The sequence below is a fragment of the Paracoccus sp. N5 genome (genome assembly GCF_000371965.1).
In the GTDB taxonomy this organism is placed as follows: Bacteria; Pseudomonadota; Alphaproteobacteria; order Rhodobacterales; family Rhodobacteraceae; genus Paracoccus.
Map to the genome: position 1 here is coordinate 159,431 of NZ_AQUO01000002.1, position 23,388 is coordinate 182,818.

Below are 23,388 nucleotides of genomic sequence, written 5' to 3' on the forward strand. Positions count from 1 at the left end.
CGAAAACCGGACAACACGGGCGCCGGCCGGCACGACATCCTGACCCTACGCCACGGGGAGGTGGCGCAATGGGAGGAGCAAACCGTGCCATTGGACAAATCCAACAATCGAAAAGTGCAGGTGCTGGGCATCGACGCCGGCGGCACCATGACCGACACGTTCTTCGTGGACAGCGACGGCGATTTCGTCGTCGGCAAGGCGCAATCGACGCCGCAGAACGAGGCGCTCGGCCTGATCGCCAGCGCCAGGGAGGGGCTGGATCACTGGGGGCTGTCGCTGAAGGATGCGCTGTCCGAAATCCAGACCGGCGTCTATTCCGGCACCGCGATGCTGAACCGCGTCGTGCAGCGCAAGGGCCTGCGTTGCGGCCTGATCGTCAATGCCGGGATGGAGGATTTCCACCGCATGGGCCGCGCGATCCAGGCCTATCTGGGCTTTGCCTATGAGGACCGCATCCACCTGAACACGCATTACTACGACGAGCCGCTGGTGCCGCGCCACCTGACGCGCGGCGTCATGGAGCGGGTGGACATGTCCGGCACCGTGGTCATCCCGCTGCGCGAGGATACCGCCCGCCAGGCGGCCCGCGACCTGATCGCGCAGGATGTCGAGGGCATCGTGATCTCGCTGCTGCACAGCTATCGCAACCCGGGCCATGAGCGCCGGGTGCGCGATATCGTGCAGGAGGAAGTGGATGCGTCGGGCAAGAGCATCCCGGTCTTTGCCTCGACCGATTATTATCCGGTGCGCAAGGAAACGCACCGCACCAACACCACGATCCTGGAGGCCTATGCCGCCGAGCCCTCGCGCCAGACGCTGAGCAAGATCACCTCGGCCTTCAAGGAGAACGGCTCGAAATTCGATTTCCGGGTCATGGCGACGCATGGCGGAACCATCTCGTGGAAGGCCAAGGAACTGGCGCGCACCATCGTCTCGGGTCCGATCGGCGGCGTGATCGGCGCCAAATACCTGGGCGAGGTGCTGGGCTATTCCAACATCGCCTGTTCGGATATCGGCGGCACCTCGTTCGACGTGGCGCTGATCACCCAGAACGAACTGACGATCCGCAACGACCCCGACATGGCGCGGCTGGTGCTATCGCTGCCGCTGGTGGCGATGGATTCGGTCGGCGCGGGCGCCGGTTCGTTCATCCGGCTGGACCCCTATACCAAGGCGATCAAGCTGGGCCCGGACAGCGCCGGTTATCGCGTCGGCGTCTGCTGGGCTGAGTCGGGGATCGAGACGGTCACCATCTCGGACTGCCATGTCATCCTGGGCTATCTGAACCCCGACAATTTCCTGGGCGGGCAGGTCAAGCTGGACCGTGAACGCGCCTGGAACGCGATGAAGGAGCAGATCGCCGACCCGCTGGGCCTCTCGGTCGAGGATGCGGCGGCGGGCGTCATCGAACTGCTGGACAGCGACCTGCGCGACTATCTGCGCTCGATGATCTCGGGCAAGGGCTCGACACCGGGCAACTTCGTCTGCTTCAGCTATGGCGGCGCCGGCCCGGTCCATACCTATGGCTATACCGAGGGACTGGGCTTCGAGGACGTGATCGTGCCGGCCTGGGCGGCGGGCTTTTCCGCCTTCGGCTGCGCGGCGGCGGATTTCGAATACCGCTATGACAAGTCGCTGGACATCAACATCGCCGAGGATGCCTCGGCCGACCTGAAGGTCACGCAGGCCGAAACCCTGCAAGCCGCCTGGGAAGAGCTGAAGGAGCGCGTGCTCGAGGAATTCGAGATCAACGGCTACACCGCCGACCGCGTGCAACTGCAGCCGGGTTTCCGGATGCAATATCGCGGCCAGCTGAACGACCTGGAAATCGAAAGCCCGATCCTGCACGCCCATTCCGCCGGGGATTGGGACAAGCTGGTCGAGGCCTTCAACGATACCTATGGCCGGGTCTATGCCGCCTCGGCCCGATCGCCCGAGCTGGGCTATTCGGTGACCGGCGCGATCATGCGCGGCACGGTGCCGATCCCGAAGCCGAAGATCCCGAAAGAGCCCGAGGCCGGCCCCACCCCGCCCGAGGAGGCCAAGCTCGGCACGCGCAAGTTCTATCGGCACAAGCAATGGGTCGATGCCCAGCTTTACCGGATGGAGGCACTGCAGCCTGGCAACCGCATCACCGGCCCCGCCGTGATCGAATCCGACGCGACGACCTTCGTGGTGCCGGGCGGTTTCGAGACGTTCCTGGACGGTCACCGCCTGTTCCACCTGAAAGAAGTCTGATTTCCCGGGGAGGAAACATCATGAACATGCAATCCAAAGTCGAGACGCGCGGCATCGTCCGCGGCGGCGAGACGCTGAAGCAGCACCGCGACCGGCTGATGGAGGCCACCAAGCGGACGAAACATTACGCCGGCCTCGACCGCCTGGAGCTGCGCGACAGCGATCCGATCAAATACAACAAGCTGTTCTCGCGGCTGCGGGCCGGGGTGGTCGATGCGCGCGAGACCGCCAAGAAGATCGCCGCCTCGCCCATCGTCGAGCAGGAGGGCGAGCTGTGCTTCACCCTCTACAACGCGGCGGGCGATTCGATCCTGACCTCGACCGGCATCATCATCCATGTCGGCACCATGGGCGCGGCGATCAAATACATGATCGAGAACGGCTGGGAGCATAACCCCGGCATCAAGGACAAGGACATCTTCTGCAACAACGACAGCCTGATCGGCAATGTCCACCCCTGCGACATCCACACCATCGTGCCGATCTTTCACGAGGGCGAGCTGATCGGCTGGGTCGGCGGCGTCACCCATGTGATCGACACCGGCTCGGTCGGGCCGGGCTCGATGTCCACCGGCCAGGTGCAGCGTTTCGGCGACGGCTATTCCATCACCTGCCGCAAGATCGGCGAGAACGACGAGTTGAAGCGCGACTGGCTGCATGAAAGCCAGCGCATGGTGCGCACCACCCGTTACTGGATGCTGGACGAACGCACCCGCGTCGCCGGCTGCCACATGATCCGCAAGCTGGTCGAGGAGGTGATCGCGGACGAGGGCATCGAGGCCTATTGGAAATTCGCCTATGAATCGGTCGAGCATGGCCGCATCGGCCTGCAGGCCCGCATCAAGGCGATGACCATTCCCGGCAAGTACCGGCAGGTGGGCTTCGTGGACGTGCCCTATGCGCATGACGACGTGCGGGTGCCGTCCGATTTCGCCAAGGTCGACACGATCATGCACACGCCCTCCGAGATCACCATCCGCCCGGACGGCACCTGGCGGCTGGATTTCGAGGGCTCGTCCCGCTGGGGCTGGCACACCTACAACGCGCATCAGGTCAGCTTCACCTCGGGCATCTGGGTGATGATGACGCAATCGCTGATCCCGACCGAGATGATCAACGACGGCGCCGCCTACGGCACCGAGTTCCGCCTGCCCAAGGGCACCTGGATGAACCCCGACGACCGCCGCGTCGCCTTCAGCTATAGCTGGCACTTCCTGGTCAGTTCCTGGACGGCGCTGTGGCGCGGCCTCAGCCGGGCCTATTTCGGGCGCGGCTACCTGGAAGAGGTGAACGCGGGCAATGCCAATACCTCGAACTGGCTGCAAGGCGGCGGCTTCAACCAGTATGACGAGATCCATGCCGTGAACTCGTTCGAATGCGCGGCGAACGGCGTCGGCGCCACCGCCCACATGGACGGCATCAGCCATGCCGCCGCGGTCTGGAACCCCGAAGGCGACATGGGCGACATGGAGATCTGGGAACTGGCCGAGCCGCTGGTCTATCTGGGCCGGCAGATCAAGGCCAGCTCCGGCGGGGCCGGCAAGTATCGCGGCGGCTGCGGCTTCGAAAGCCTGCGCATGGTCTGGAACGCCAAGGACTGGACGATGTTCTTCATGGGCAACGGCCATATCAGTTCCGACTGGGGGCTGATGGGCGGCTATCCCGCCGCCTCGGGCTATCGTTTCGAGGCGCATGACACCCGGCTCAAAGAGATCATCGCCGAGGGCGGCGCCATCCCGCATGGCGGCGACACCGACCCCGAGCACCCGGTCTGGGAGGCGATGCTGCCCGACGCGCGGATCAAGCGCGACAAGCAGGCCATCACCACCGAGGCCATGTTCAAGGACTATGACCTTTATCTGAACTACATGCGCGGCGGGCCGGGCTTCGGCGATCCCCTGGACCGCGAGCCGCAGAAGGTGGTCGATGACGTGAACGGCGGCTATCTGCTGCCCCGCTTTGCCGAAAGCGTCTATGGCGTGGTGCTGGCGGCCGCCGGAGACGGGCTGCAAGGCGTCGATCAGGCCGCGACCACGGCCCTGCGCAAGCGGATCCGCAAGCAGCGGCTGGAGGAATCGGTGCCGACCCAGGACTGGATGGCGGGCGAGCGCAAGCGCATCCTGGCCAAGGAGGCCGGCGTGCATGTCCAGCAGATGTTTGCCGCGTCGTTCAAGCTCGGCCCGCGCTTCGAGCAGCAGTTCCGCAGCTTCTGGGACCTGCCGGCCGATTGGCGGCTGATGGAAGCGGATCTGCCGATCCCCTCCTACGGGCGCGAATACTCGATGGATATCTCCGAGCTTCCCGATGTGAAGACGGTGCAATTCGTCGAGGAATGACCGCCCCGGCTGCGCCCGTCCCCCCTTGGGCGCAGCCGACCCTTTCAAGGCCCATCCAATGGAGGAACAGATGGCCTATACCAAAGCCAAGATCAAAGACCTGGTGGACGGCAAGATCGACCGCGACACCCTGCACACCATGCTTTCGACCCCCAAGGACAAGGAACGCTTCCAGATCTATCTGGAGATCCTGCAGGAACAGGTCGAATGGGACGATCCGATCATCCTGCCGCTGGGGCCCAAGCTCTATATCGTGCAGCGCAAATCCGACAGGAAATGGATCATCCGCAGCCAGGCCGGGCACGATTTCTGCGAATGGGACCAGAACTGGAAACTGCACGCCCGTGTCCGCGTGCGCGAGACCGCCGCGCAGATGGAGGAGCTTTATCCCCGGCTGATGGCGCCCTCGCCGGAATGGCAGGTGATCCGCGAATATTTCTGTCCGATCTCGGGCGACCTGCTGGATGTCGAGGCGCCGACGCCGTGGTATCCGGTGATCCACGACTTCGAGCCCGATATCGAGGCGTTCTACAAGGACTGGCTGGGGCTGCCGGTCCCGGAACGCGCCTGAGCCGCCGATCCCGATCCGCAAAGGGGGTGGCCATGGCGACATGGCCACCCCGGCAATGTCCGAAAATCGGACAGGCAAGGCGCGGCGAAACCGGGTAGTCTTGTGCCAGCCATGTCTAGCAGGAGAGCATCAAATGAAAGCTCTGGTCTATCAAGGTCCTGGTCGCAAGGAATGGGTCGAGAAACCAAGACCCGACATCCAGAAACCCACCGACGTGATCGTGCGGGTGACGAAAACCACGATCTGCGGCACCGACCTGCATATCCTCAAGGGGGACGTGCCCGCGGTGACCCCGGGGCGCACGCTGGGCCATGAGGGTGTTGGCATCGTCGAGGACGTGGGCGAAGCCGTCGCCAATTTCAAACCCGGCGATGCGGTGCTGATTTCCTGTGTCACCTCCTGCGGGCGCTGCGCCAATTGCAAGCGCCAGCTTTACGCGCATTGCGCCGATGGCGGCTGGATCCTTGGACACAGGATCGACGGCACCCAGGCCGAATACGTCCGCATCCCGCATGGCGACAATTCGCTTTATCCGATTCCCGAAGGGGTGGATGAAGAGGCGCTGGTGATGCTGTCCGACATCATGCCCACCGGCATGGAGATCGGCGTTCAGGCCGGTCGGGTGAAGCCGGGCGATACCATTGCCATCGTCGGCGCCGGTCCTGTCGGCATGTCGGTGCTGCTGACCGCGCAATTCTACGCGCCGGAACGCATCATCATGATCGACATGGACCCGGCGCGGCTGGAGCTGGCGCTGCAATTCGGTGCGACCGACGTGATCCGGGTCGGCGACGGCGATGCGGTCGCCAGCGTGATGGAGCTGACCGGCGGGCAGGGTGTCGATGTCGCGATCGAGGCGGTGGGTATCCCGGCAACCTTCGACATCTGCCAGAAGATCGTCTCGGCCGGGGGCAATATCGCCAATGTCGGCGTGCACGGCAAACCCGTGCAGCTTCACATCGAGGAGCTGTGGATCAAGAACATCAACATCGCCATGGGTCTGGTCTGCACCAATACCACGCCGATGCTGCTGAAGACGCTCCGGTCGGGGCGGGTGGATCCCGGCAAGCTGGTGACGCACCGCTTCAAGCTGGACGAGATCCTGCAGGCCTATGACGTCTTCGCCAATGCCGCGCGCGAAAAGGCCATGAAGGTCATCCTCAGCGCCTGAGCGCGTTCATGGGCGACATGGGGCGCGGAACGCCCTGATTCAGGCGATGTCGTCCGGCATCAGGTTCGTGCCAAGCTGGTCTCCCTTGCAGAGACCAGCTCGGATCACGCTCAGCGCCAGAACGGCCTAGGCGATCGCCGAGTTGCGGACCGGGCGCGTCCAGATCTCCTCGGCGAGCGCGCCGGCCCGGATCATGTCGGTCAGCACGTTCTTCTGGATCTTGCCGGTCGCGGTCATCGGATAGCTCTCGACGATGAACCATTTCTCCGGTGTCTTCTGCGGAGACAGGTTCTTGCGGCAATAGGCATAAAGGTCTTCCACGGCCGGGCGGTCGTCGACGGATTTGGGCAGCACCACGGCGGCCACGATCTCTCCCCAGGTTTCGTCGGGCAGGCCCAGAACCGCGACCTGCTGAACTTGGGGATGGTCAAAGATGACCTCCTCGATCTCCTTCGGATACAGGTTCATGCCGCCGCGGATGATCATCTCCTTGAGGCGGCCCGCGATGCGCAGATAGCCGTTCTCGTCCATCGTGCACAGGTCGCCGGTGCGCAGCCACCCATCTTTGGTCAGAGCCGCTGCCGTCGCCTCGGGCTGCCCGTAATATCCCTTCATGGTGCCGAAACCGCGCATCCACAGCTCTCCGACCGTGCCGACCGGAACCGTTTCCAGCGTTTCGAGGTCGACGATCCTGACCTCTACATGCGGGACCGGGCGGCCGATGGTCTCGCATTGAAGCTCGACCGGGTCGGTCGTCAGCGTTTCGATGAACGGGCCATTGCTTTCGGTCTGGCCGAACATGATGGCGAAATCGGCATCGAATTCCCTTTTCGCGCGATGCACCAGCGCCGCCGGAACCGCCGCTGCACCGGACAGAATCGAGCGGAAGCTGCTGACGTCCCGCGTCTTCATGTCGGGATGATTCAGCAAGGCCACGATCATGGTCGGCACGATCAGCGAACAGTTCACCCGTTCGGCCTCGATCAGTTCGAGGAACAGGCCGGGGTCGAACTGCTGCATCAGCACGAAGGTGCCGTGGCGGCTGAACGTGCCGATGGCGGACACGATGCCGCCGCCGATGTGGAACATCGGCATCGAGTTGATCCACACCCCGCCCACGGGGAAATCGGCGCGCTCGACGATCAGCCGAGCCGAGTTGATGACGCCGCGGTGATGCAGGCAGGCCCCCTTGGGAAAGCCGGTGGTCCCGGAGGTATACTGGATCTGCATCATGTCGCCGGGGTCCAGCCGGGGCAGCTCGCGCTCGGGCCTGCCTTCGGATTTGAGCTGCTCCAGATCGGTTATGCAGATGGCATGGACCAGATCCGGGATCTTGGTCTGCACCGCCTCGACTATCGGGCGCAGATCCTTGCCGCGCGAGGTTTCCGCGAAGACGATGCCCTTGGCCTCGGCATTGCGCAGGATGAATTCCAACTCGCGTTCGGTATAGGCGGGATTGATCGGAACGATGATCAGCCCGGCCATGCAGATCGCGTGCTGGAAGATCACCCATTCCGGCGTCTCGGGGGCGATGATGGCCACCTTGTCGCCCGGGACAAAGCGTTCCAGCAGCCCGCGCGCAACCGCGGTCGCCTCGTCGACCAGTTGCCGGTATGTCCAGCGCCGCCGACGGGCCGGGTCCGCGATTCCTTCGACCAGCGCGATGCGGTCCGGATGGTCCTTGGCGTTCCATTGCATCAGTTCGGGAACGGACATATCCCACAGCGGCTCTCCCGGCTCGGCCGGAAAATAGGACATGGTGAACTTCTGGGTCTGGGGCATTTCCGGTTTCCTCCCTTGCATTCCGCCGACTCCTCAACCGGGGTGGAATGCTCGTGTCTCGTTATTGTCACGGGGGACAGGGCGGCGTTGCCGCCCTGTCGCGCGGGCGTTCATGCCGCCGAGATGCCGCCGTTGCAGCTGATGGCCTGGCCGCTGATCTTGGCGGCCTGCGGGCTGGCCAGAAAGACGATCAGCGCCGCCATGTCGGCGGGGTTGACCACGCCCAGCTGCGCCATCTTGATCGCCTTGCCGAACAGCTTGCTGGAGAATTCGGCCGACATGACATGCTGGTAGGTCGCCGTTCCCTCGATGATCGAGGGGGTGACGATATTGACCCGGATGCCGTGGCGCTTGGCCTCCATGGCCATGGTGCGGCTGAACATGATGATCCCGGCCATGGCCGCGCCGATCACCGCCTCGCCCGGGGTGGTCAGCTTGCCGGCGTCCGAGGCGATGTTGACGATTGCGCCGCCGCCCTTTTCCGCCATCCACGGCAGCACGATGCGGCTGGTCAGCAGGGGCGCCATCATCTGCTCAAGGATGATGTTCTGCATTTGCTCGACCGGGATGTTGTGCAGCAGGGTCGGCCCGTAAGGACCGACGGTCGAGTTGATCAGAATGTCGACGGAGCCGAATGCCGCCCGGGCCGCTTCGCAGACGCGGACCGCATCCGCGGTCTTGTTGCAATCGCCCTGCAGGAACTCTACCGCGACGCCCGGCTTGCGGGCCAGAATGCTGTCCCGTGCGGCCTGGCCACGCTCCTGGTTGCGGCCGACGATCGCGATGCGGGGCACACCGGCCTCGGCCAGCTGGCAGGCCGTTTCCAGCCCGACGCCCGATGTGCCGCCGGTTATCAGCGCGCTGGCCTTGTCAAAAGTGATAGGCATACGCTTGATCGCCTCGGTCATGTCCTGTGTCCTCTCGACTTCGCTCATATGGTTGTTCCCAACAATACCATATGCAAGCGTATTTTGTTATGGAGAAAAAACCCGTCCCGCTGTCGGGACGGGTCCGACCCGATCTGCTCAGGCAGCGCGGGCCTTTGCGTCCAGCGCCTCCACCATGGCTTCAAGCCGGGTGTTCAGCAATTCGTCCTTGTAGAAGGATTCATCGGCCACGTCGCCCTCGAAGAACAGCGTCTGGCGGCCGTGGCGCTTGGCGCTGTCGGCGATCAGGAACTGCGAATTGGTCATGCCCCGGCAGGTCCGGGCGGCGTGCATGACCATGCCGTCGATCTTGAACTTGTCGCAGATCCGCTCGATCTCGCCGATCATGATCGGGGCGCCGTGGTTGTTGGGGCAGATCAGATAGTTCTGTGCCATGCCCAGGACCGGATCCTTCAGATCGACCAGCTCCGGCTCTTGCCAGAAGGACATATGCGTGTAGCGCCCGGCGACGACGCAGGCATTGACGGCGGCGAACTTGTCGGCAAGCCAGCCGACCTTGTTCCAGTTCATCATGCCATCGAAGAACAGCCGGTATTTCTCGTCCTTGACCGCGCCCTCGCCGCGGGCGATCCGTTCCTTGCACTCGGCCAGGACGCCCTCGAAATAGGTGACGATGTTCTGGTCGCCGGGCAGGAAGTTGACCGGCGCGATCGACACGATCCAGTCGAAGAAGGATGCGGGCGAGGGCTGGGCAGTGCAAAGCTCCATCGCCTCGAGCCGCAGCTGCGCCGCCTTCTTGACATAGCCCATGACCTCGGACAGGCGGTCGAAGTCGAACTTGCGGCCGGTATGTTCCTCCATGAACCTGGTCATGGCGATAAGCTGGTCGGCCACATAGCGCGACCGCTCGTTCCATTCCTCGCCGCGCAGATAGCCGGCATCGGGACGTCCGCCCCACAGCAGCGGGATCGAGATCGTCATCATCGGCACCTTCTTGCCGAACAGCCGATAGGTGATGTCGTCCCATTGCTGCCCCGAGGAGCAATAGGGATAGGCGTTGATGATCATGTCCGGCGGCGGCAGCTTCAGCAGCGTCTCGATGCGCGGATCGTCCGGCGCCAGGTCCGAAGTGCCGGCCTTGATCTTGTCCAGCTCGATCAGCAACTGGCCGATATGGGTCCGGGCATAGGAGCAAAGCTCGCGGTCATAGCCCTTCTGGTCGCCGCGCGCCTGCGCCGTGACTTCGCGATGCTTGGCCGACAGCATGGCCGACCAGGCTTCGCCATGGACCCAGGCGACGTCATGGGCGTGAAAAAAGGGCGGGATATAGGTGCCGTTATACCAGACGATCTTCTTGCCCTGTTCCTTGGCGGCAAAAAGATTCTCCCAGTAATCATTCACCAGCTTGCCACCAAAGCGGGTGCTCTTCAGCCGGTTCGCCCGTTCGCCGTTGCCGAAGACCGGGCTGGCCTTGGGATGTTCCTGCGTTTCTGCGACTCTCTGCATCCTTGCTTCCTCCGGTTGGTCTGCCGCTTCACGCGGCCAATCTGCGTTTCGCGATCTCGATGAAGGTTTCGACGCGCGTCTTCAGCGCCTCCATCGGCATTTCCTCATGCTCGGTCTCGACCAGCAGATGGGGAATGCCGTGCCGGTCGAAGGCGTCCTTGATCTCGGGATAGAAATACATATGCGGCTCGCAGAACTTGGCCATCAGCACGATCAGCCCCTGGGCCCCCGAGGCGGCGACGCTGCGCAGCAGGTAGTCTTCCCAGTCCAGTCCCTTCACCGCGCGGGTCGGGCAGGGAACCTTGGTCGAGCGCAGCAGATACCAGTCCGCCAGCGCCTCGACCGGATCGCCGGTTTCCGCGACATCCCAGAACACGAAGCGGAAGCCGTGATAGAGATCGTCGTCCACCACCACGCCGCCGCATTCCTCGACCAGATCCAGCACGGCCAGCTTGGGCGCGTGGCACAGGTGCCCCGACAGGAACACCCGCACGGCATTGGCCGGCGGCGGGCGCCGTTCGAGCCCGGCGACCAGCTTCTCCAGCAGGCGGGTATGCTGCTCGCGGTCCATCACCATCGAGGATTTCACCACGTCCTGCATCTGCCGGCCGGTCAGGGCGATCTTGCCGGCCCGCCGCAGGTCGTAAAGCTCGCGGATCAGCGCGCGGTTGCGGTTGAACAGGCGGATCGAGGCCTGCACCTGCTCGGCGGCGATAGGCTGCCCGATCAGGGCCTCGAGCTCTTTCCACAGTTGCGAAAAGGTGCGGGTCGTCTCGGCCTTGGCCCATTCCGCGTCGAGGATCGAGCACAGCTGGTTGAACAGAATCGGCATCTTGGGCAGGCTGGCCCGGATCACGTCCGCCGTGCCCAGCAATTGCACGCAATGATCGCCGAACAGGATCGCGTCCAGCACCTCGAACTCGCCACGCAACGCCTGGTCGATGATCGAGCGGTTGTAGCCGCAGTAAAAGTTGAACACCTGCGCCTGGCCGACCGTGACCGGCTCGTCATCCTCTTGCAGGATCATCGGTAAGGCGCCGGCCGCATGGGCCAGCTCGCCCGGGAAATGCATGGGGAACAGGCCGATCACGCGGCCCTGCGTCTCGTTCTTCCACTGACGCGCATAACCCAGGGGGTCGGCCGCCACGGCGGCCATTGTTGCCAGGATCTCGTCCATCGCTTCCTCCTCCTCGCGCCTGCCGATGGGTGGGCGGGGCTACGATTCGCATAGTTGAGTGTAACTTACCTATCTCCATCCGGCAATCGAAAGTAGGAAGCAAGATTACTATTGCCAATTATGCGGTATTTTGTTTAGATTCATGCAGGGAATCAATCGAGTTTTCCGGGAGCACCCATGATCCATGCGGGGATTTGGTAAGTGAAAGTTACCTTTATCGTCTCAGCAGGCTGCGGTTGGACCCCGAGAGCTCGGACCTCGCGAATCGGAGGAGATCATCGCTGGACGGCGTCGCCGCGCGCCTTTGCGGACGGGAGCGAAGCGGGCAAGGCGGGATAGACGGCGGACGGAACGGCACTTCGTCCCAGCGGACGGCGCGGGCGCAAGTGCAAGGAGGAGGAATATCGTTGGAGTTTTCCTATACCGAGGATCAGGCGAGCATCGCGTCTGCCCTGGAAGGGTTCGCGGCCAATGCTTTGCTGTCCGGCTACATGGCGCGGGACCGCGAGGGCGGGTTTCCCCAGGCGGCCTGGCAACAGATGGGCGAAATGGGCCTGTTCGGCCTGCGCATCCCGCAGGAATATGGCGGGCAGGGGTTGGACTGCGTTACTGCCGGCATCGCCATCGAGGCGATCGCGCGCGGTGATTTCAACCTGTGCTACGGCATTCTGAACAGCGCCTTCGTCGGCGACCTGATGTCGCGCAATGCGAGCCGGGAACTCTGCGAGGCATGGCTGCCGCGCCTTGCGTCCGGCGCGGCGCGCATCAGCGTCTGCCTGACCGAGCCGCATTGCGGCTCGGATGCGGCGGCGATCCGCACCCGCGCCAAGCGGGACGGCGATCATTTCGTGCTGAGCGGAGAAAAGGCCTCGGTCACGCTGGTCATGGCGGCCCATGCGGGGATCGTTTTCGCCCGCACCGACCCCGAAGCGGGCGCGCGCGGCGTGTCGGCCTTTCTCGTGCCCTTCGACGATCCGGGCGTGACGCGCCATCCCTATGCCGACATGGGCTCGAAATGCATTCAGCGCGGCTCGCTGTTCCTGAATGACGTGCGGGTGCCCGAGACCAATCTGATCGGCACACTCAACGGCGCCTTCGGATCGGCGATGCAGACTTTCGAATACACGCGCGCCCTGATCGGGCTGATGTGCGTGGGTGCCGCGGCGCAGACCCTGGACGAAACCATCGCCTATACGCGCGAGCGGACCGCCTTCGGGCAGCCGGTCTCGCGCAATCAAGGGGTGGCCTTTCCGGTGGCCGAGGCTTGGTCGCGGCTTCAGATGGCCCGCTGGCACTGCCTGCGGACGCTGTGGCTGCGGGACCGGGAGCAGCCGCACAATGCCGAGGCGGCGGTCTGCAAGGGCGTCGTCCCCGACATCTGCGTCGACGTGATCCGCAACTGCCTGGTCCTGCATGGCCATTACGGCTATACGCAGGACCTGCCGATCGAGCAGCGGCTGCGGGATGTCTGCGGCCAGTTGATCGCGGACGGCACCCCGCAGATCCAGAAAATCATCATCGCCCGACATCTTTACGGGCGGGAGTTCGTCTGAGCGGCAGCGTCGCGCAGACGGAAGAAGACGATGGGCGGAAAAATAATGTGGGCGTCCGTCGGAGTTGTTTGCAATCGTCAATGGGAGGTTGACGGACCATGATATACAGCAAGGCAATCAAGGCCGGCGCGCTGGCGCTGGGCGTGGCGGTCCTGGGCACCGCGGCCGTGGCCGAGGACGGGCCGATCAAGATCGGCGTCATCCTGCCGATGTCCGGCGGCGGTGCCTATGTCGGGGAAGGCATCAATGCCGGTGTCGAGATGGCCGTGAAAGAGGTCAACGATGCCGGCGGCGTGCTTGGCCGGCCGTTTCAGATCCTGCTCCGCGACGAACAGCTGCGCCCGGACGTGTCTACCGCGGCGATGCGCGAACTGATCACGCTCGAGGGCGTCCAGCATTTCATCGGTCCGGCGACCTCGGCGACCTCGCTTGCGAACTCGCAGATCGCGCGTGAAGAGAAGGTCGTGAACATTTCGCCCTCGGCCAAGACCGAAGCCCTGACGGCCGGCGATAACCTGCACGACTTCATCTTCCAGCTGGCGCCGACGACCGATGTGGACGGCGCGCGGACCGTCGAGGTTCTGAAGGGCATGGATGCGAAAAGCGTCTGCTTTACCGGCTTCGACTATGCCTACAGCCACGACTGGTTCAAGGCCATCCGGGCCAACATGGGCGACATCCGCGAGGCCGGCGAGTTCCTTGTTCCGATGAACGCGACCGATTTCAGCGCAACGATCACCCAACTGCTGTCCTCGGATTGCGACACGATCATCGGCACGCAATACGGCGGCAGCTTCATCGCCTTCGTCAAGCAGGCCACCCCCTTCGGCCTGTTCCAGACCAAGAAGGTTCTGTGGGGCTCGAACACCGGCGACCACGCGGTTGCGGCGGCGCTCGGCACCGAGCTTCCCGACGGGCTGTGGGCCTCGGCCGCCGATGTGTGGTATTTCGACGGGCTGGAATCGCACGCGGCCTATCAGAAGGCGCTGGCCGCTCATCAGGGCCGCAAGGAAACGGATATGTGGCCGATCACCGGCTACAATGCCGTCAAGTTCCTGGCTGCCGCGATCGAAGCCGCCGGCACGACCGATCCTGTCGCGGTGGCCGCGGCCCTGGACGGGCTGACGGTGCAGACCCCGCTGGGCGAGATCACCATCGACCCCAAGACCAACCGCGCCAATTCGCCGGAATTCTATGGCCGGTTCGAGCATGAAGACGGATCCGACATCGCGCGGATGACCGATCTTCGGCTGGTGCGGTAATATCGTCGCAGTCGCGCGTCCTTGCGCGGACGCGCGCCCCTTTCCCAGCAATGCAGGTCGTTTACCCGCGCAATGCGCTGAACGACCGCAAGGTGCGCTGCATGTTCACGAATCCGACCGTCCTGTTCATACAGGTCATGAACTCTGTCTCTCTGGCGATGAACCTGTTCATCATCGCCGCCGGCCTGACCCTGATCTTCGGTGTCCTGCGTATCGTCAATTTCGCGCATGGAGCCTTCTACATGGTCGGCGCCTATGTCGCGCTGTCGATCCTGCGCGTCACCGGCGACACCGATCTCGGCTTTCTGCTGGGGGTGCTCGGGTCGGGCGTCGTCATGGGCGCGATCGCCTTTGTCGTCGAGCGGGGCCTGCTGTCCCGCCTCTATGACAAGGAGCATATGCTGCAGTTGCTGTTCACCTTTGCCTTGGTGCTGGTCATCAAGGACATCGTCAAGATGATCTGGGGAACCGGCCAATACAGCATCGGCGCCCCGCCTTTCCTGCGCGGCGCCGTCAATCTGGGCATCACCTATTACCCGAAATACATGCTTTTCCTGTGCGCCTTGGGCCCGATCATCGCGATTGCGATCTGGTTTTTCATGGAGCGCACGCGATGGGGGCGCATCTTGCGGGCGGCGCGAGAGGACCGGGTGATGCTGAACGCGCTGGGCATCGATGTGAAGATGGTCTATTCCGGGGTGTTCGTCACCGGCGCGGCCCTGGCCGCGATGGGCGGCGCGCTGGCCGCCCCGCGTTCGGCGGTCGATCCGGGCATGGATGCCCTGGTCATCATCGACGCCTTCATCATCGTCATCATCGGCGGTCTCGGCAGTCTGCTGGGCAGTTTCGTCGGGGCGCTGATCCTGGGTTTCCTGACCGTCATGGGTTCGATCTATCTGGGCGAATGGGTCATCGTCGCGTCCTACGTGATGATGGTGGTCATTCTGCTGGTGCGCCCCTGGGGTCTTTTCGGCAAAGCGGACGAGGAGCGCCACTGATGACCAGCCGTCCACAACTCATCTTTCTTGGCTGCCTGTTCCTGGCGCTTCTGATCGTGCCCTTCCTGGGCTCGCGCTACCTGACCGAACTGGCGGTGCAGGTGATGATCCTCAGCCTGCTGGCGCTCAGCCTGAACATCCTGGCCGGGCATGTCGGGCTGATCTCGTTCGGCCATGCCGCGTTCTTCGCCATCGGCGGCTATGCCACGGCCTTCTTCCTGAGCCGCTGGCAATTGCCGCTGGGCGTCGCCATGCCGCTGGCGATCATTCTGGCCACCGCCTTCGCGCTGGTGATCGGCATTCTTTGCGTCCGGCTGAAGGCGATCTACTTTGCCATGCTGACGCTGGCCTTCTCGATGCTGGTCTGGGGCGTCATCATCAAGTGGAAGCCCGTGACAGGCGGCGATGACGGCTTTGTCGGCATCACCCTGCCGCAGTTCCTGGCCACGCCGCAGAACTTCTATTGGTTCACGCTGGCCATCGTCAGCATCTCGACGGCGCTGATGTGGTTGCTGAGCAAATCCACCATGGGCCAGACCTTCGTCGCGATCCGCGAGAACGAGACGCGGGCCAGCTTCCTGGGGGTCAATGTCCGGCAGATGCAGCTGATCGCCTTCGTCCTGGCGGCCATCTTCGCGGCCATCGCCGGCAGCCTGATGGCGATGTATCTGCGCGGCATGTATCCGCAATCGGCCTTCTGGACCCAGTCCGGCCATATCGTCATCAGCGTGCTGCTGGGCGGCGTGCACAGCTTTGTCGGGCCGATCCTGGGGGCCTCGCTGCTGTATCTGCTGGAGGTCACCATCCACCAGTATACGCAATACTGGCCGCTGGTGATGGGGCTGATCCTGCTGCTCGTCGTCCTGGTCCTGCCCGAGGGGCTTATCGGACTGTTCCGCAAACTCTATGCGCGCCTTGGACGCAAATGACATGGCATTTCTGGAAATCACCGGTGCGACAAAGAAATTCGGCGGCTTCGTCGCGATCAATGACGTGTCCTTTGCCGTCGAACGCGGTGCCCGTCACGCGATCATCGGCCCGAACGGCGCCGGCAAGACCACGCTCTTCAACCTGATCTCGGGGCTGATCCTGCCGACCACGGGCAGCGTCACGCTGGACGGCAAGCGCCTGTCGCGGATGAAGCCGCACGAGATCGTGCGCATCGGCATGGCGCGGTCCTTTCAGAAGGTGAACGTCTTTCCCCGGAAAACCGCCTTCGAGAACGTGCAGGTCGCGCTGATCGCCAACCGCAACCTGCAGTTCAACCCGTTCCGCGACGCCGCCGGCCTGTTCCGCGACGAGGTCATGCAGCTGCTCGAGCAGGTCCGGCTGGGCGCCGATTCCGGCCGCCGCGCGGGCGAGCTGGCCCATGGCAAGCAGAAGCAGCTCGAACTGGCCGTCGCGCTGGCGGCCGACCCCAGGATCCTGCTGCTCGACGAGCCTACGGCCGGCATGTCCATTGCCGAGACGCTGTCCAGCATCAGCCTGATCCGCGACATCGTGCAGCAACGCGGCATCACGCTGCTGTTCACCGAACATGACATGAATGTGGTGTTCGAGATCGCCAGCACGATTTCCGTCCTGCACCACGGCGAGATCATCGCGACCGGCCTGCCGGACGAGGTCCGCGCCAATGATGACGTCCAGCGCATCTATCTGGGGAGGGAATGAGATGAGCCTGCTGCAAGTCGAGGCGATCAACGTCTCTTACGGTCTCAGCAAGGTGCTGCATGACGTGTCCCTGAACGTCGAAAAGGGCGAGTTGGTCGCGCTGGTGGGCCGGAATGGCGTCGGCAAATCCACCACCATGCGGGCCATCATGGGAATCACGCCGCCCGCCTCGGGCGCGGTGACCTGGAAGGACCGCAAGATCACCGGCAGGCCATCGCATCTGAACGCGCGCGACGGGCTGGGTTATGTCCCCGAGGAGCGGCGCATCTTCGGTTCGCTGACCGTCTGGGAAAACCTCGACGTGGCCCGGTTGCCGCCGCGCGCGGGTTTCGAGCCCTGGAACGAGGAGCGCGTCTTTGCCCTCTTCCCCGACCTCGAACGGTTCCGGGACCGGCCCGGCGGGTTGCTCAGCGGCGGGCAGCAGCAGATGCTGACCATCGCCCGCACGCTGATGGGCAACCCCGAGCTGATACTGCTGGACGAGCCCTCCGAAGGGGTGGCGCCGCTGATCGTCGCCCAGATCGGCGAGAAGATCCGCGAACTGCGCGATTCCGGCGTCTCGATCATCATGGCCGAACAGAATCTCGATTTCGTCCTTGCGCTCAGCGATCGCTGCTACGTTCTCGAGAAGGGGGCCGTGGTCTATCACGGCACCGCCGCGGAACTGCGCCAGAACGAGGAGATCCAGAACCGCCACCTGCACATCTGACGGCCCCGCGGCCCGGCAATCGCCCGGGTGCGGGCGGTGCCGGCCCGCTAGCAAAGACCCAGCCCATGGAAGAGTCATGACCGATCTGCCGGCCTCGATTGCCGCATTGTTCGACGAGGAAACTGCGGCTCCGCCGCCTGCCGGATGGTATCCCCTGACCTATGGTGCCGGCTTTCACCAGATGTTGGGCCCGGTCTATGGCGGGCGGCGCAATGGCCGCATCCTGATCGGATTTCGCTGTCTGAAGCGCCATCTCAATCCGCTCGGCATCTGCCACGGCGGCGTCACGGCATCCTTCTGCGACTATCAGGGCCTCTGTGCGCAGAAGGAACTGCAATACAGATCCTTCCTCGTGCCCACGGTTTCGCTTGCCATCGAGTATCTGGCCGCCATCCCTTATGGGGCGTGGGTCGAGGGGCAGGGCGACATGGTCAGCAACGCGGGAAACATGGCATTCAGCCATTTCACCGGCCGGGTCGGCACCGAAACGGTGTTCCAGTCGCGCGGCGTGTTCATGATCCGGCCGATCCCGGACGCGGTGGGACTGGAACTGCTGCGCAATATCGAAGCCGGCGGCATCGACGCCGCCAGCGACTGATGGCCGGCGCTCAGTCGGCGCTGCCGGCCGCCGCCGAATGGCGCAATTCCTCGGCAAGCTGACGGGTCAACTGCTCGAGCCGCTCGACCAGCTCGCTGGTGGGCGGCTTCGGCGTCCTGATCCCATCCAGGATCATGTCGGTGATGCCCCGCGCGGTCATTTCGACCGAGAAGGCCTCGTCCTCGCCGCGCAGGAAAGCCCAGGTCGAATGCTCGATGGCGCCGAAGATCATGTCGCGCACCAGCTTGCGGTTCAGGTCCGCCCGGATCGCGCCGCGCTCGACACCCAGTTCGATCACGTCGACGACCGATTTCGCAAAACGGCGGCTTTGCCGATAGGTGGGCAGGTTGCGATAATTCGGATCGGCCCGCAGTTCCATCAGCACGAAGCGCGTCAGGGCCGGTTCGCGCTGGATCGACATCAGCGAGCTCCAGATCACCTGGAACAATTGGTCGCGCAACGGCAGGTCCTGCGCGGGAGGGGGCGCTTCGCTCAGGAACTCCTCGAACCAGTCCTCGGCGACGCGCTCCATCAGCTCGCGCTTGCTCTTGAAATACTTGTAGACCATCCCCTCGGAGATGCCGCTGCGCTGCGCCACTTCAAGCGGCAGGAAGTTCTCGAAACCCTTCTCGCGAATGACCTCGCGCGCGGTTCGAAGAATGAGGGTGGTGCGGTCCTGCCGGGAAAGACGTCGCGGGGCGGATCTGGAGGGTGTCTTGGAGCTCAACGAACATATCCCGAGGCAGCTCTTTGCAGAGGATCACGGACACCGGCAAAAGTCCAGCGCCGGCGGTCGAAACGCGCTCCGGCGAAGGCCCGCCCGGGCGCGCGGGGTCAGTTCACGGTGGTGACGATGATGGTGATCAGTTCGACATAGCTCTTGCCGAGATAATATCCGAAGCCGAGCGCGAAAACCGCGGGCAGGATCGCGAGCAGGCCGAGCAGAGGATACAGCGCCAGCATGGCGACGGTGCAGGACAACAGGCCGCAGCACAGGGCCCACCAGCGGCCCAGCTTCAGGATCAGGCGCAATGCGGGAAAATTCTGCATGATCAGAGATGCGACTGGATGCGCTTCCACAGCGCGGCGGCATTGTCGCGCCGAGCCGACGGCCGGGCTGCCAGTTCCGGCACGCCCTTGCAGCCCGGGACACAGGCCTTGTCCAAGGCCATTTGCGCCTCCAAGGCGTCATCGTCCGACGCCGAGGGCACATAGCCGTGTTCGCTGCGATAGTCGTCCAGACCGATAAGCGCGGCGCCAAGCGCGCCGGCGATCTGCGGCGTTGCGGGAAGGATCAGCTTTTCGCCCAGGGCCTCCTCGATGTAATGCACGGCGGCCTTGTTGCGGGCCACGCCGCCGGTCATGACGATCGGGCCCTTGCGGCCCACGCGACCGACCAGCCCGACCGTCCGCGTGGCGACGGCGGCGTGAACGCCGCCCAGGATATCGGCCTTGGACTGCCCCTCGGCCAGCAGAGAGATGACCTCGGTTTCGGCAAAGGTCGCACACATGCTGGAAATTTTCAGCGATTGCTTTGCCTGCAGCGCCAGGTCGCCCATATCCTCCAGCTCGATCTGCATCGCCCGCGCCAGAACCTCGAAGAACTTGCCGGTGCCGGCGGCGCAGCGGTCGTTCATGGTGAATTGCATGACCAGGCCCTGGGCGTCGACCGCGATCACCTTACTGTCCTGGCCGCCGATGTCGATGACCACCCGCGCCTGCGGCACCATGGCCACGGCGCCGCGGGCGTGGCAGGTGATTTCCGTATAGTTCTTGTCGGCGATGTCCAGCATCCGGCGGCCATAGCCGGTGGCCACCGTGCGGCCGATATCGGCCTGCGCCAGCCCGGCCGAGTCCAACGCGCCTGCGATGGCAGCCGCCACCCCCTCGCCGCTGACGGCACCCATATGGGCGACCTGCGAGGACAGCATGCGCCCTTGCAGGTCGAGGATCACCGTCTTGGCAGTGGTAGAGCCGAAGTCGATACCCATGACATAGGACTTCATTCCATCATCCTCTCGGCACAGTAGCTAATATGGTAAATGTAACTTACCTTCGCGAAATGTCAATCTTGAGGATCGGCTCGGGGCCTTCTGGCAAGCTTTCCACATGGCGGCTTCGGGAGAGGGTGGCTTAGCAATTTCTGATAAAACTGGAGAAAATCCGGGTTGTCGGGACGCCATCGCCTTCCTCCCGCACCTGTCCCGGGTCGGGGCGAAGTATGGCCGGCCTGCCACGGGTTGGGCAGGATTAAAAGCTTTACTTACCATGCTTCTGGGGGGATCAGGCACCCGCACTGCGGGCGGAATAGCGCAGGACGGCCGAGGTGCGGTTCGCGGCGCCGAGCTTGCGGAACACGTTCTTCAGGTGCCATTTGATGGTGTTGTCGCTGACGCCAAGATGTTCGGCGATGTCGGCATTGCTCAGCCCCCTTCCGACCAGTTCCATCAGTTCCTGCTCGCGCGCGGTCAGCGATTCGCAGGGGACGTCCTCTTCGGCAAGCGAGGAGGTTCGGTGCTCCTCGTCCAGATCCAGCGCGGTCAGGATGCGGGAAACGAATGCCCGGTCCTCACGGCGGGGGAAAAGCTCCATGCGCAGCGGTGCCTGCTGCAACAGCGCCGCGATGGCCGCGCGGTGACGCTGAAACGCCTGGACCATGCCGCGGTCCTGGGCTTGCCGCAGCGTCGAACCGAACTGGCGGCTGGCATCGGCCGGCCTGCCCTCGGCAAGCGAGATCGACATCTGGATCAGCTCCAGCCTGACCGCCCGCAGGATCCGGCCTCCGCGTTTCGCCTCGCGCAATTCGCGGCCGATCATCGCCGACGCGGCAGCGTTCTCGCCAGAGGTGTGCAGGAACTCGACCGAGGTCATCACGAGAAGATCGCGGAAACGCGGCAAGAGCTCGGCCGCGCCGGTGCGCAGCCTTGCCCGGTGCACGTCCAGATCAATTTCGTTTATCCAGGCCGCGGCCCGGTCGAGTTGGCCAAGCTGCACCAGTCGCCGGACGATGTGGCAGCGGAACATGACTGCGAGCCGCGGCGCGTAATTGCCGATGGGCAGTGAGAGGCGCTGAAAGACCGGATCACTTTCATCGCCGTTCCAGAAGGCCAAGGCAGTCTCGACGGCGCAGGCGCTGGAGCCGACGGTGCCGTGCCGGTCCATGCTGCGCAGGCCGCGCGCCAACATTTCGCGGGCGCGGTTCTGGTCGCCCATCTCCAGGGCGCATTTGGAGCCGATGGCGCAGATGGTGTCGCACAGATCGGCATCCCGGCCCAGGCTCGCCTCGGTCCGGGCCAGCGTGCTCTCGATGATTTCGCGGGCGCGGGGCAGATTGCCCTCGTAAAGCGAGACCGTCGCCAGGATCAGGTCGCACCATCCCGCCAGATAGGGCGAGCCGACCTCGCGCACGATGGGCGCCGCCCGGCGCAGGCAATCGCGCGTCTCGGCGAACCGATAGGCGGTCAGGTGATGCACGGACAGGATCGACAGCACCCAGCCCAGGTCGAATGGTTCGCGTTCGATGTCCGAGGCGAGCCAGTTCATTGCATGCCTGCCCGCCGCCTGCATGTCATCGGCCAGGAAGGCCAGCGCGATGTGCAGATGCTCGATCCGGTGGCGGTGATAGGCATCCTCGCCTCCGGTCACCGCGAGCAGCCGCACGAGGCGGCGGCGCTGGTTGTCGGCCGAGACGAGGCGCAGCCGATAGGTCAGCGCATAGACATACCAGTATCTCGCCTCGAACCCCAGCGGCAGGTCGCGCGCGAGCAATTGCTCGACGATGTCGACGAAGACCCGCAGCTTGCCCAGGTCGCGCACCAGATGCGGCGCGACGCAATCCAGCGTCCGCACGATCACCGCCTGGTCCTGGCTGAGCAGGGCGGCGTCGACCGCTTCCTCCCATGCGCATTCGTTCAACGCCCAGTCCGCCATGCGGCGGTAGCATTCCTGCAGCCTGGCGGCGGGAATGCAGCGCGCCGCATCGGCAAGCAGGCGGTCGCGGAACAGGCTGTGAAAGCGGTATTTGCCGCCCAGGACGGACAGGGGGTGGATGAACATTCCGCGGCGCATGAGGGTTTGCAGATGCCGGGACGCATCGGCGAGCCCGGCGATCTCGCTGAGCTGTTCGGCGGAAAAGGCGGGAAACAGCGCCGCATGATGCAGGAAATCCAGCAGGTCGTCGGGCACCGCGCCGAGAACGTGGTGGTCGAACCAGTCGCGCAGGTCGGGAATGTCCCCGGACAGCTTCGCGATCAGCGCCGGATCGTTGCCGGCCTTGTCCAGCAGGATCGCGCAAAGCCGCAGGCCGGCGACCCAGCCTTCGGTCTTGCTCAGCAGCATTTGCAGGGCTTCGGCGTCAAAGGTCTGGCCGCTGCTCGACAGCAGGGCCCGCGCCTCGTCCGCGGCAAGCGCAAGATCGCCGGATCCGTGTTCCCGCAGTTGGCCGCTCAGGCCGATTCCGGTGCGGTTGAAGTCCAGCCGGTGATTGGCGGTCAGGACGAAATGCACGCCCTGCGGCGCCAGTGCGAAGAAATCGTCCAGGAAGCCCGGCGCGAGACTGGCCGTGCAATGGTCGATATTGTCGATGCAGATCAGGAAAGGTTTCGGCACCTGCCGCAGGACATCGGCCAGCCGGCCCGCGCTTCCCCGCAGCCGTGCCTCTGGACCATCCGGCCCGCCCATGCGTGGTGTGAAGGCCGCGGCCTGTCGGGCCAGCTGCGTCAACAGCCCCTCGACATCCGGTGCATGTTCCTTCAGCCCGAGCCAAAGGCCGGCGTGGCCGCTCTGGATCCAGCAGCGGTAAAGCCGGGCGACGGCGACGGTCTTTCCCCAGCCGTGCGGGGCCACGAGGGTCTCGACGGGGGCAAGCCCACAATCCCCCGTCAGGGCACGGCGGCAGAGATCGTGTATCAGCCGGGTGGTGACGACCTG

Annotated in this window: 19 protein-coding genes; 11 read left to right on the forward strand and 8 right to left on the reverse strand. The window is 64.2% G+C overall.

The annotated features are described in order from the left end of the window. The first annotated feature begins 84 nt into the window (after positions 1–84). The 4 genes from PARN5_RS0115290 to PARN5_RS0115305 all read left to right on the forward strand — a co-directional run bounded on the left by PARN5_RS0115290 (position 85) and on the right by PARN5_RS0115305 (position 6,316). Positions 85–2,238 carry a hydantoinase/oxoprolinase family protein gene (locus PARN5_RS0115290; protein ID WP_232419413.1) on the forward strand — a complete coding sequence of 718 codons (2,154 nt, stop codon included), beginning with the start codon at positions 85–87 and terminating at the stop codon, positions 2,236–2,238. 20 nt (positions 2,239–2,258) lie between these two features. Continuing rightward, positions 2,259–4,574, forward strand: coding sequence for a hydantoinase B/oxoprolinase family protein (locus tag PARN5_RS0115295; protein ID WP_018000644.1), 2,316 nt, complete (start codon positions 2,259–2,261; stop codon positions 4,572–4,574). 70 nt (positions 4,575–4,644) lie between these two features. Further along, the gene (locus tag PARN5_RS0115300; protein WP_026155474.1) at positions 4,645–5,145 is read left to right on the forward strand and encodes an acetone carboxylase subunit gamma; all 501 of its coding nucleotides are present in this window, start codon (positions 4,645–4,647) and stop codon (positions 5,143–5,145) included. A 133-nt stretch (positions 5,146–5,278) separates the two neighbouring features. Continuing rightward, positions 5,279–6,316 (forward strand): zinc-dependent alcohol dehydrogenase family protein, encoded by a 1,038-nt coding sequence (locus PARN5_RS0115305; RefSeq protein WP_018000646.1) that lies wholly within the window; start codon positions 5,279–5,281, stop codon positions 6,314–6,316. A 126-nt stretch (positions 6,317–6,442) separates the two neighbouring features. Here the strand turns inward: PARN5_RS0115305 and PARN5_RS0115310 are convergent, their stop codons facing one another. The 4 genes from PARN5_RS0115310 to PARN5_RS0115325 form a co-directional block, all read right to left on the reverse strand. Next, positions 6,443–8,098 carry an AMP-binding protein gene (locus PARN5_RS0115310; RefSeq protein ID WP_018000647.1) on the reverse strand — a complete coding sequence of 552 codons (1,656 nt, stop codon included), beginning with the start codon at positions 8,096–8,098 and terminating at the stop codon, positions 6,443–6,445. A gap of 110 nt (positions 8,099–8,208) precedes the next feature. Continuing rightward, positions 8,209–9,033 (reverse strand): SDR family oxidoreductase, encoded by an 825-nt coding sequence (locus PARN5_RS0115315; RefSeq protein ID WP_198289612.1) that lies wholly within the window; start codon positions 9,031–9,033, stop codon positions 8,209–8,211. A 90-nt stretch (positions 9,034–9,123) separates the two neighbouring features. After that, positions 9,124–10,491 (reverse strand): 2-hydroxyacyl-CoA dehydratase family protein, encoded by a 1,368-nt coding sequence (locus tag PARN5_RS0115320; RefSeq protein ID WP_018000649.1) that lies wholly within the window; start codon positions 10,489–10,491, stop codon positions 9,124–9,126. 28 nt (positions 10,492–10,519) lie between these two features. Further along, on the reverse strand, positions 10,520–11,668 hold the full coding sequence (locus tag PARN5_RS0115325; RefSeq protein ID WP_018000650.1) for a 2-hydroxyacyl-CoA dehydratase family protein: 1,149 nt from the start codon (positions 11,666–11,668) through the stop codon (positions 10,520–10,522). Positions 11,669–12,075: 407 nt separating this feature from the next. Between PARN5_RS0115325 and PARN5_RS24320 the strand changes: the two genes are divergently transcribed. The 7 genes from PARN5_RS24320 (at position 12,076) to PARN5_RS0115360 (ending at position 18,459) form a co-directional block, all read left to right on the forward strand. After that, the gene (locus PARN5_RS24320) at positions 12,076–13,221 is read left to right on the forward strand and encodes an acyl-CoA dehydrogenase family protein (RefSeq protein ID WP_018000651.1); all 1,146 of its coding nucleotides are present in this window, start codon (positions 12,076–12,078) and stop codon (positions 13,219–13,221) included. 98 nt (positions 13,222–13,319) lie between these two features. Next, positions 13,320–14,483 (forward strand): ABC transporter substrate-binding protein, encoded by a 1,164-nt coding sequence (locus PARN5_RS0115335; RefSeq protein ID WP_018000652.1) that lies wholly within the window; start codon positions 13,320–13,322, stop codon positions 14,481–14,483. 101 nt (positions 14,484–14,584) lie between these two features. Next, positions 14,585–15,481: a branched-chain amino acid ABC transporter permease gene (locus tag PARN5_RS0115340; protein ID WP_026155475.1), complete on the forward strand. Its 897-nt coding sequence runs from the start codon at positions 14,585–14,587 to the stop codon at positions 15,479–15,481. After that, positions 15,481–16,410, forward strand: a complete 930-nt coding sequence (locus tag PARN5_RS22310) for a branched-chain amino acid ABC transporter permease (RefSeq protein WP_018000654.1) — start codon at positions 15,481–15,483, stop codon at positions 16,408–16,410. The genes PARN5_RS0115340 and PARN5_RS22310 overlap by 1 nt, the downstream gene beginning before the upstream one ends. 1 nt (position 16,411) lies before the next feature. Beyond that, the gene (locus PARN5_RS0115350; protein WP_026155476.1) at positions 16,412–17,152 is read left to right on the forward strand and encodes an ABC transporter ATP-binding protein; all 741 of its coding nucleotides are present in this window, start codon (positions 16,412–16,414) and stop codon (positions 17,150–17,152) included. A gap of 1 nt (position 17,153) precedes the next feature. Next, positions 17,154–17,861: an ABC transporter ATP-binding protein gene (locus PARN5_RS0115355; RefSeq protein ID WP_018000656.1), complete on the forward strand. Its 708-nt coding sequence runs from the start codon at positions 17,154–17,156 to the stop codon at positions 17,859–17,861. 76 nt (positions 17,862–17,937) lie between these two features. Next, complete coding sequence (locus PARN5_RS0115360) at positions 17,938–18,459, forward strand: PaaI family thioesterase (RefSeq protein WP_018000657.1); 522 nt, start codon at positions 17,938–17,940, stop codon at positions 18,457–18,459. Between the two features lie 10 nt (positions 18,460–18,469). Here the strand turns inward: PARN5_RS0115360 and PARN5_RS0115365 are convergent, their stop codons facing one another. The 4 genes from PARN5_RS0115365 to PARN5_RS22940 all read right to left on the reverse strand — a co-directional run bounded on the left by PARN5_RS0115365 (position 18,470) and on the right by PARN5_RS22940 (position 23,304). Further along, positions 18,470–19,186, reverse strand: a complete 717-nt coding sequence (locus PARN5_RS0115365) for a TetR/AcrR family transcriptional regulator (protein WP_081615014.1) — start codon at positions 19,184–19,186, stop codon at positions 18,470–18,472. A 107-nt stretch (positions 19,187–19,293) separates the two neighbouring features. Beyond that, complete coding sequence (locus tag PARN5_RS0115370) at positions 19,294–19,509, reverse strand: hypothetical protein (protein WP_018000659.1); 216 nt, start codon at positions 19,507–19,509, stop codon at positions 19,294–19,296. 2 nt (positions 19,510–19,511) lie between these two features. After that, positions 19,512–20,465: an acyl-CoA dehydratase activase gene (locus PARN5_RS0115375; protein WP_018000660.1), complete on the reverse strand. Its 954-nt coding sequence runs from the start codon at positions 20,463–20,465 to the stop codon at positions 19,512–19,514. 277 nt (positions 20,466–20,742) lie between these two features. Beyond that, a complete protein-coding gene (locus PARN5_RS22940) occupies positions 20,743–23,304 on the reverse strand; it encodes a LuxR C-terminal-related transcriptional regulator (protein ID WP_018000661.1) in 2,562 nt (853 codons plus the stop codon). Between the last annotated feature and the right edge of the window lie 84 nt (positions 23,305–23,388).

Bases quoted from the DNA above. Each gene is read 5' to 3' on its own strand.
- PARN5_RS0115355 (WP_018000656.1), top strand. From the start codon at position 17,154: ATGAGCCTGCTGCAAGTCGAGGCGATCAACGTCTCTTACGGTCTCAGC.
- PARN5_RS0115310 (WP_018000647.1), bottom strand. From the start codon at position 8,098: ATGCCCCAGACCCAGAAGTTCACCATGTCCTATTTTCCGGCCGAGCCG.
- PARN5_RS0115325 (WP_018000650.1), bottom strand. From the start codon at position 11,668: ATGGACGAGATCCTGGCAACAATGGCCGCCGTGGCGGCCGACCCCCTG.
- PARN5_RS0115340 (WP_026155475.1), top strand. From the start codon at position 14,585: ATGTTCACGAATCCGACCGTCCTGTTCATACAGGTCATGAACTCTGTC.
- PARN5_RS0115360 (WP_018000657.1), top strand. From the start codon at position 17,938: ATGACCGATCTGCCGGCCTCGATTGCCGCATTGTTCGACGAGGAAACT.
- PARN5_RS0115305 (WP_018000646.1), top strand. From the start codon at position 5,279: ATGAAAGCTCTGGTCTATCAAGGTCCTGGTCGCAAGGAATGGGTCGAG.
- PARN5_RS0115315 (WP_198289612.1), bottom strand. From the start codon at position 9,033: ATGAGCGAAGTCGAGAGGACACAGGACATGACCGAGGCGATCAAGCGT.
- PARN5_RS0115320 (WP_018000649.1), bottom strand. From the start codon at position 10,491: ATGCAGAGAGTCGCAGAAACGCAGGAACATCCCAAGGCCAGCCCGGTC.
- PARN5_RS0115335 (WP_018000652.1), top strand. From the start codon at position 13,320: ATGATATACAGCAAGGCAATCAAGGCCGGCGCGCTGGCGCTGGGCGTG.
- PARN5_RS22310 (WP_018000654.1), top strand. From the start codon at position 15,481: ATGACCAGCCGTCCACAACTCATCTTTCTTGGCTGCCTGTTCCTGGCG.
- PARN5_RS0115300 (WP_026155474.1), top strand. From the start codon at position 4,645: ATGGCCTATACCAAAGCCAAGATCAAAGACCTGGTGGACGGCAAGATC.
- PARN5_RS0115295 (WP_018000644.1), top strand. From the start codon at position 2,259: ATGAACATGCAATCCAAAGTCGAGACGCGCGGCATCGTCCGCGGCGGC.
- PARN5_RS0115375 (WP_018000660.1), bottom strand. From the start codon at position 20,465: ATGAAGTCCTATGTCATGGGTATCGACTTCGGCTCTACCACTGCCAAG.
- PARN5_RS0115350 (WP_026155476.1), top strand. From the start codon at position 16,412: ATGGCATTTCTGGAAATCACCGGTGCGACAAAGAAATTCGGCGGCTTC.
- PARN5_RS0115370 (WP_018000659.1), bottom strand. From the start codon at position 19,509: ATGCAGAATTTTCCCGCATTGCGCCTGATCCTGAAGCTGGGCCGCTGG.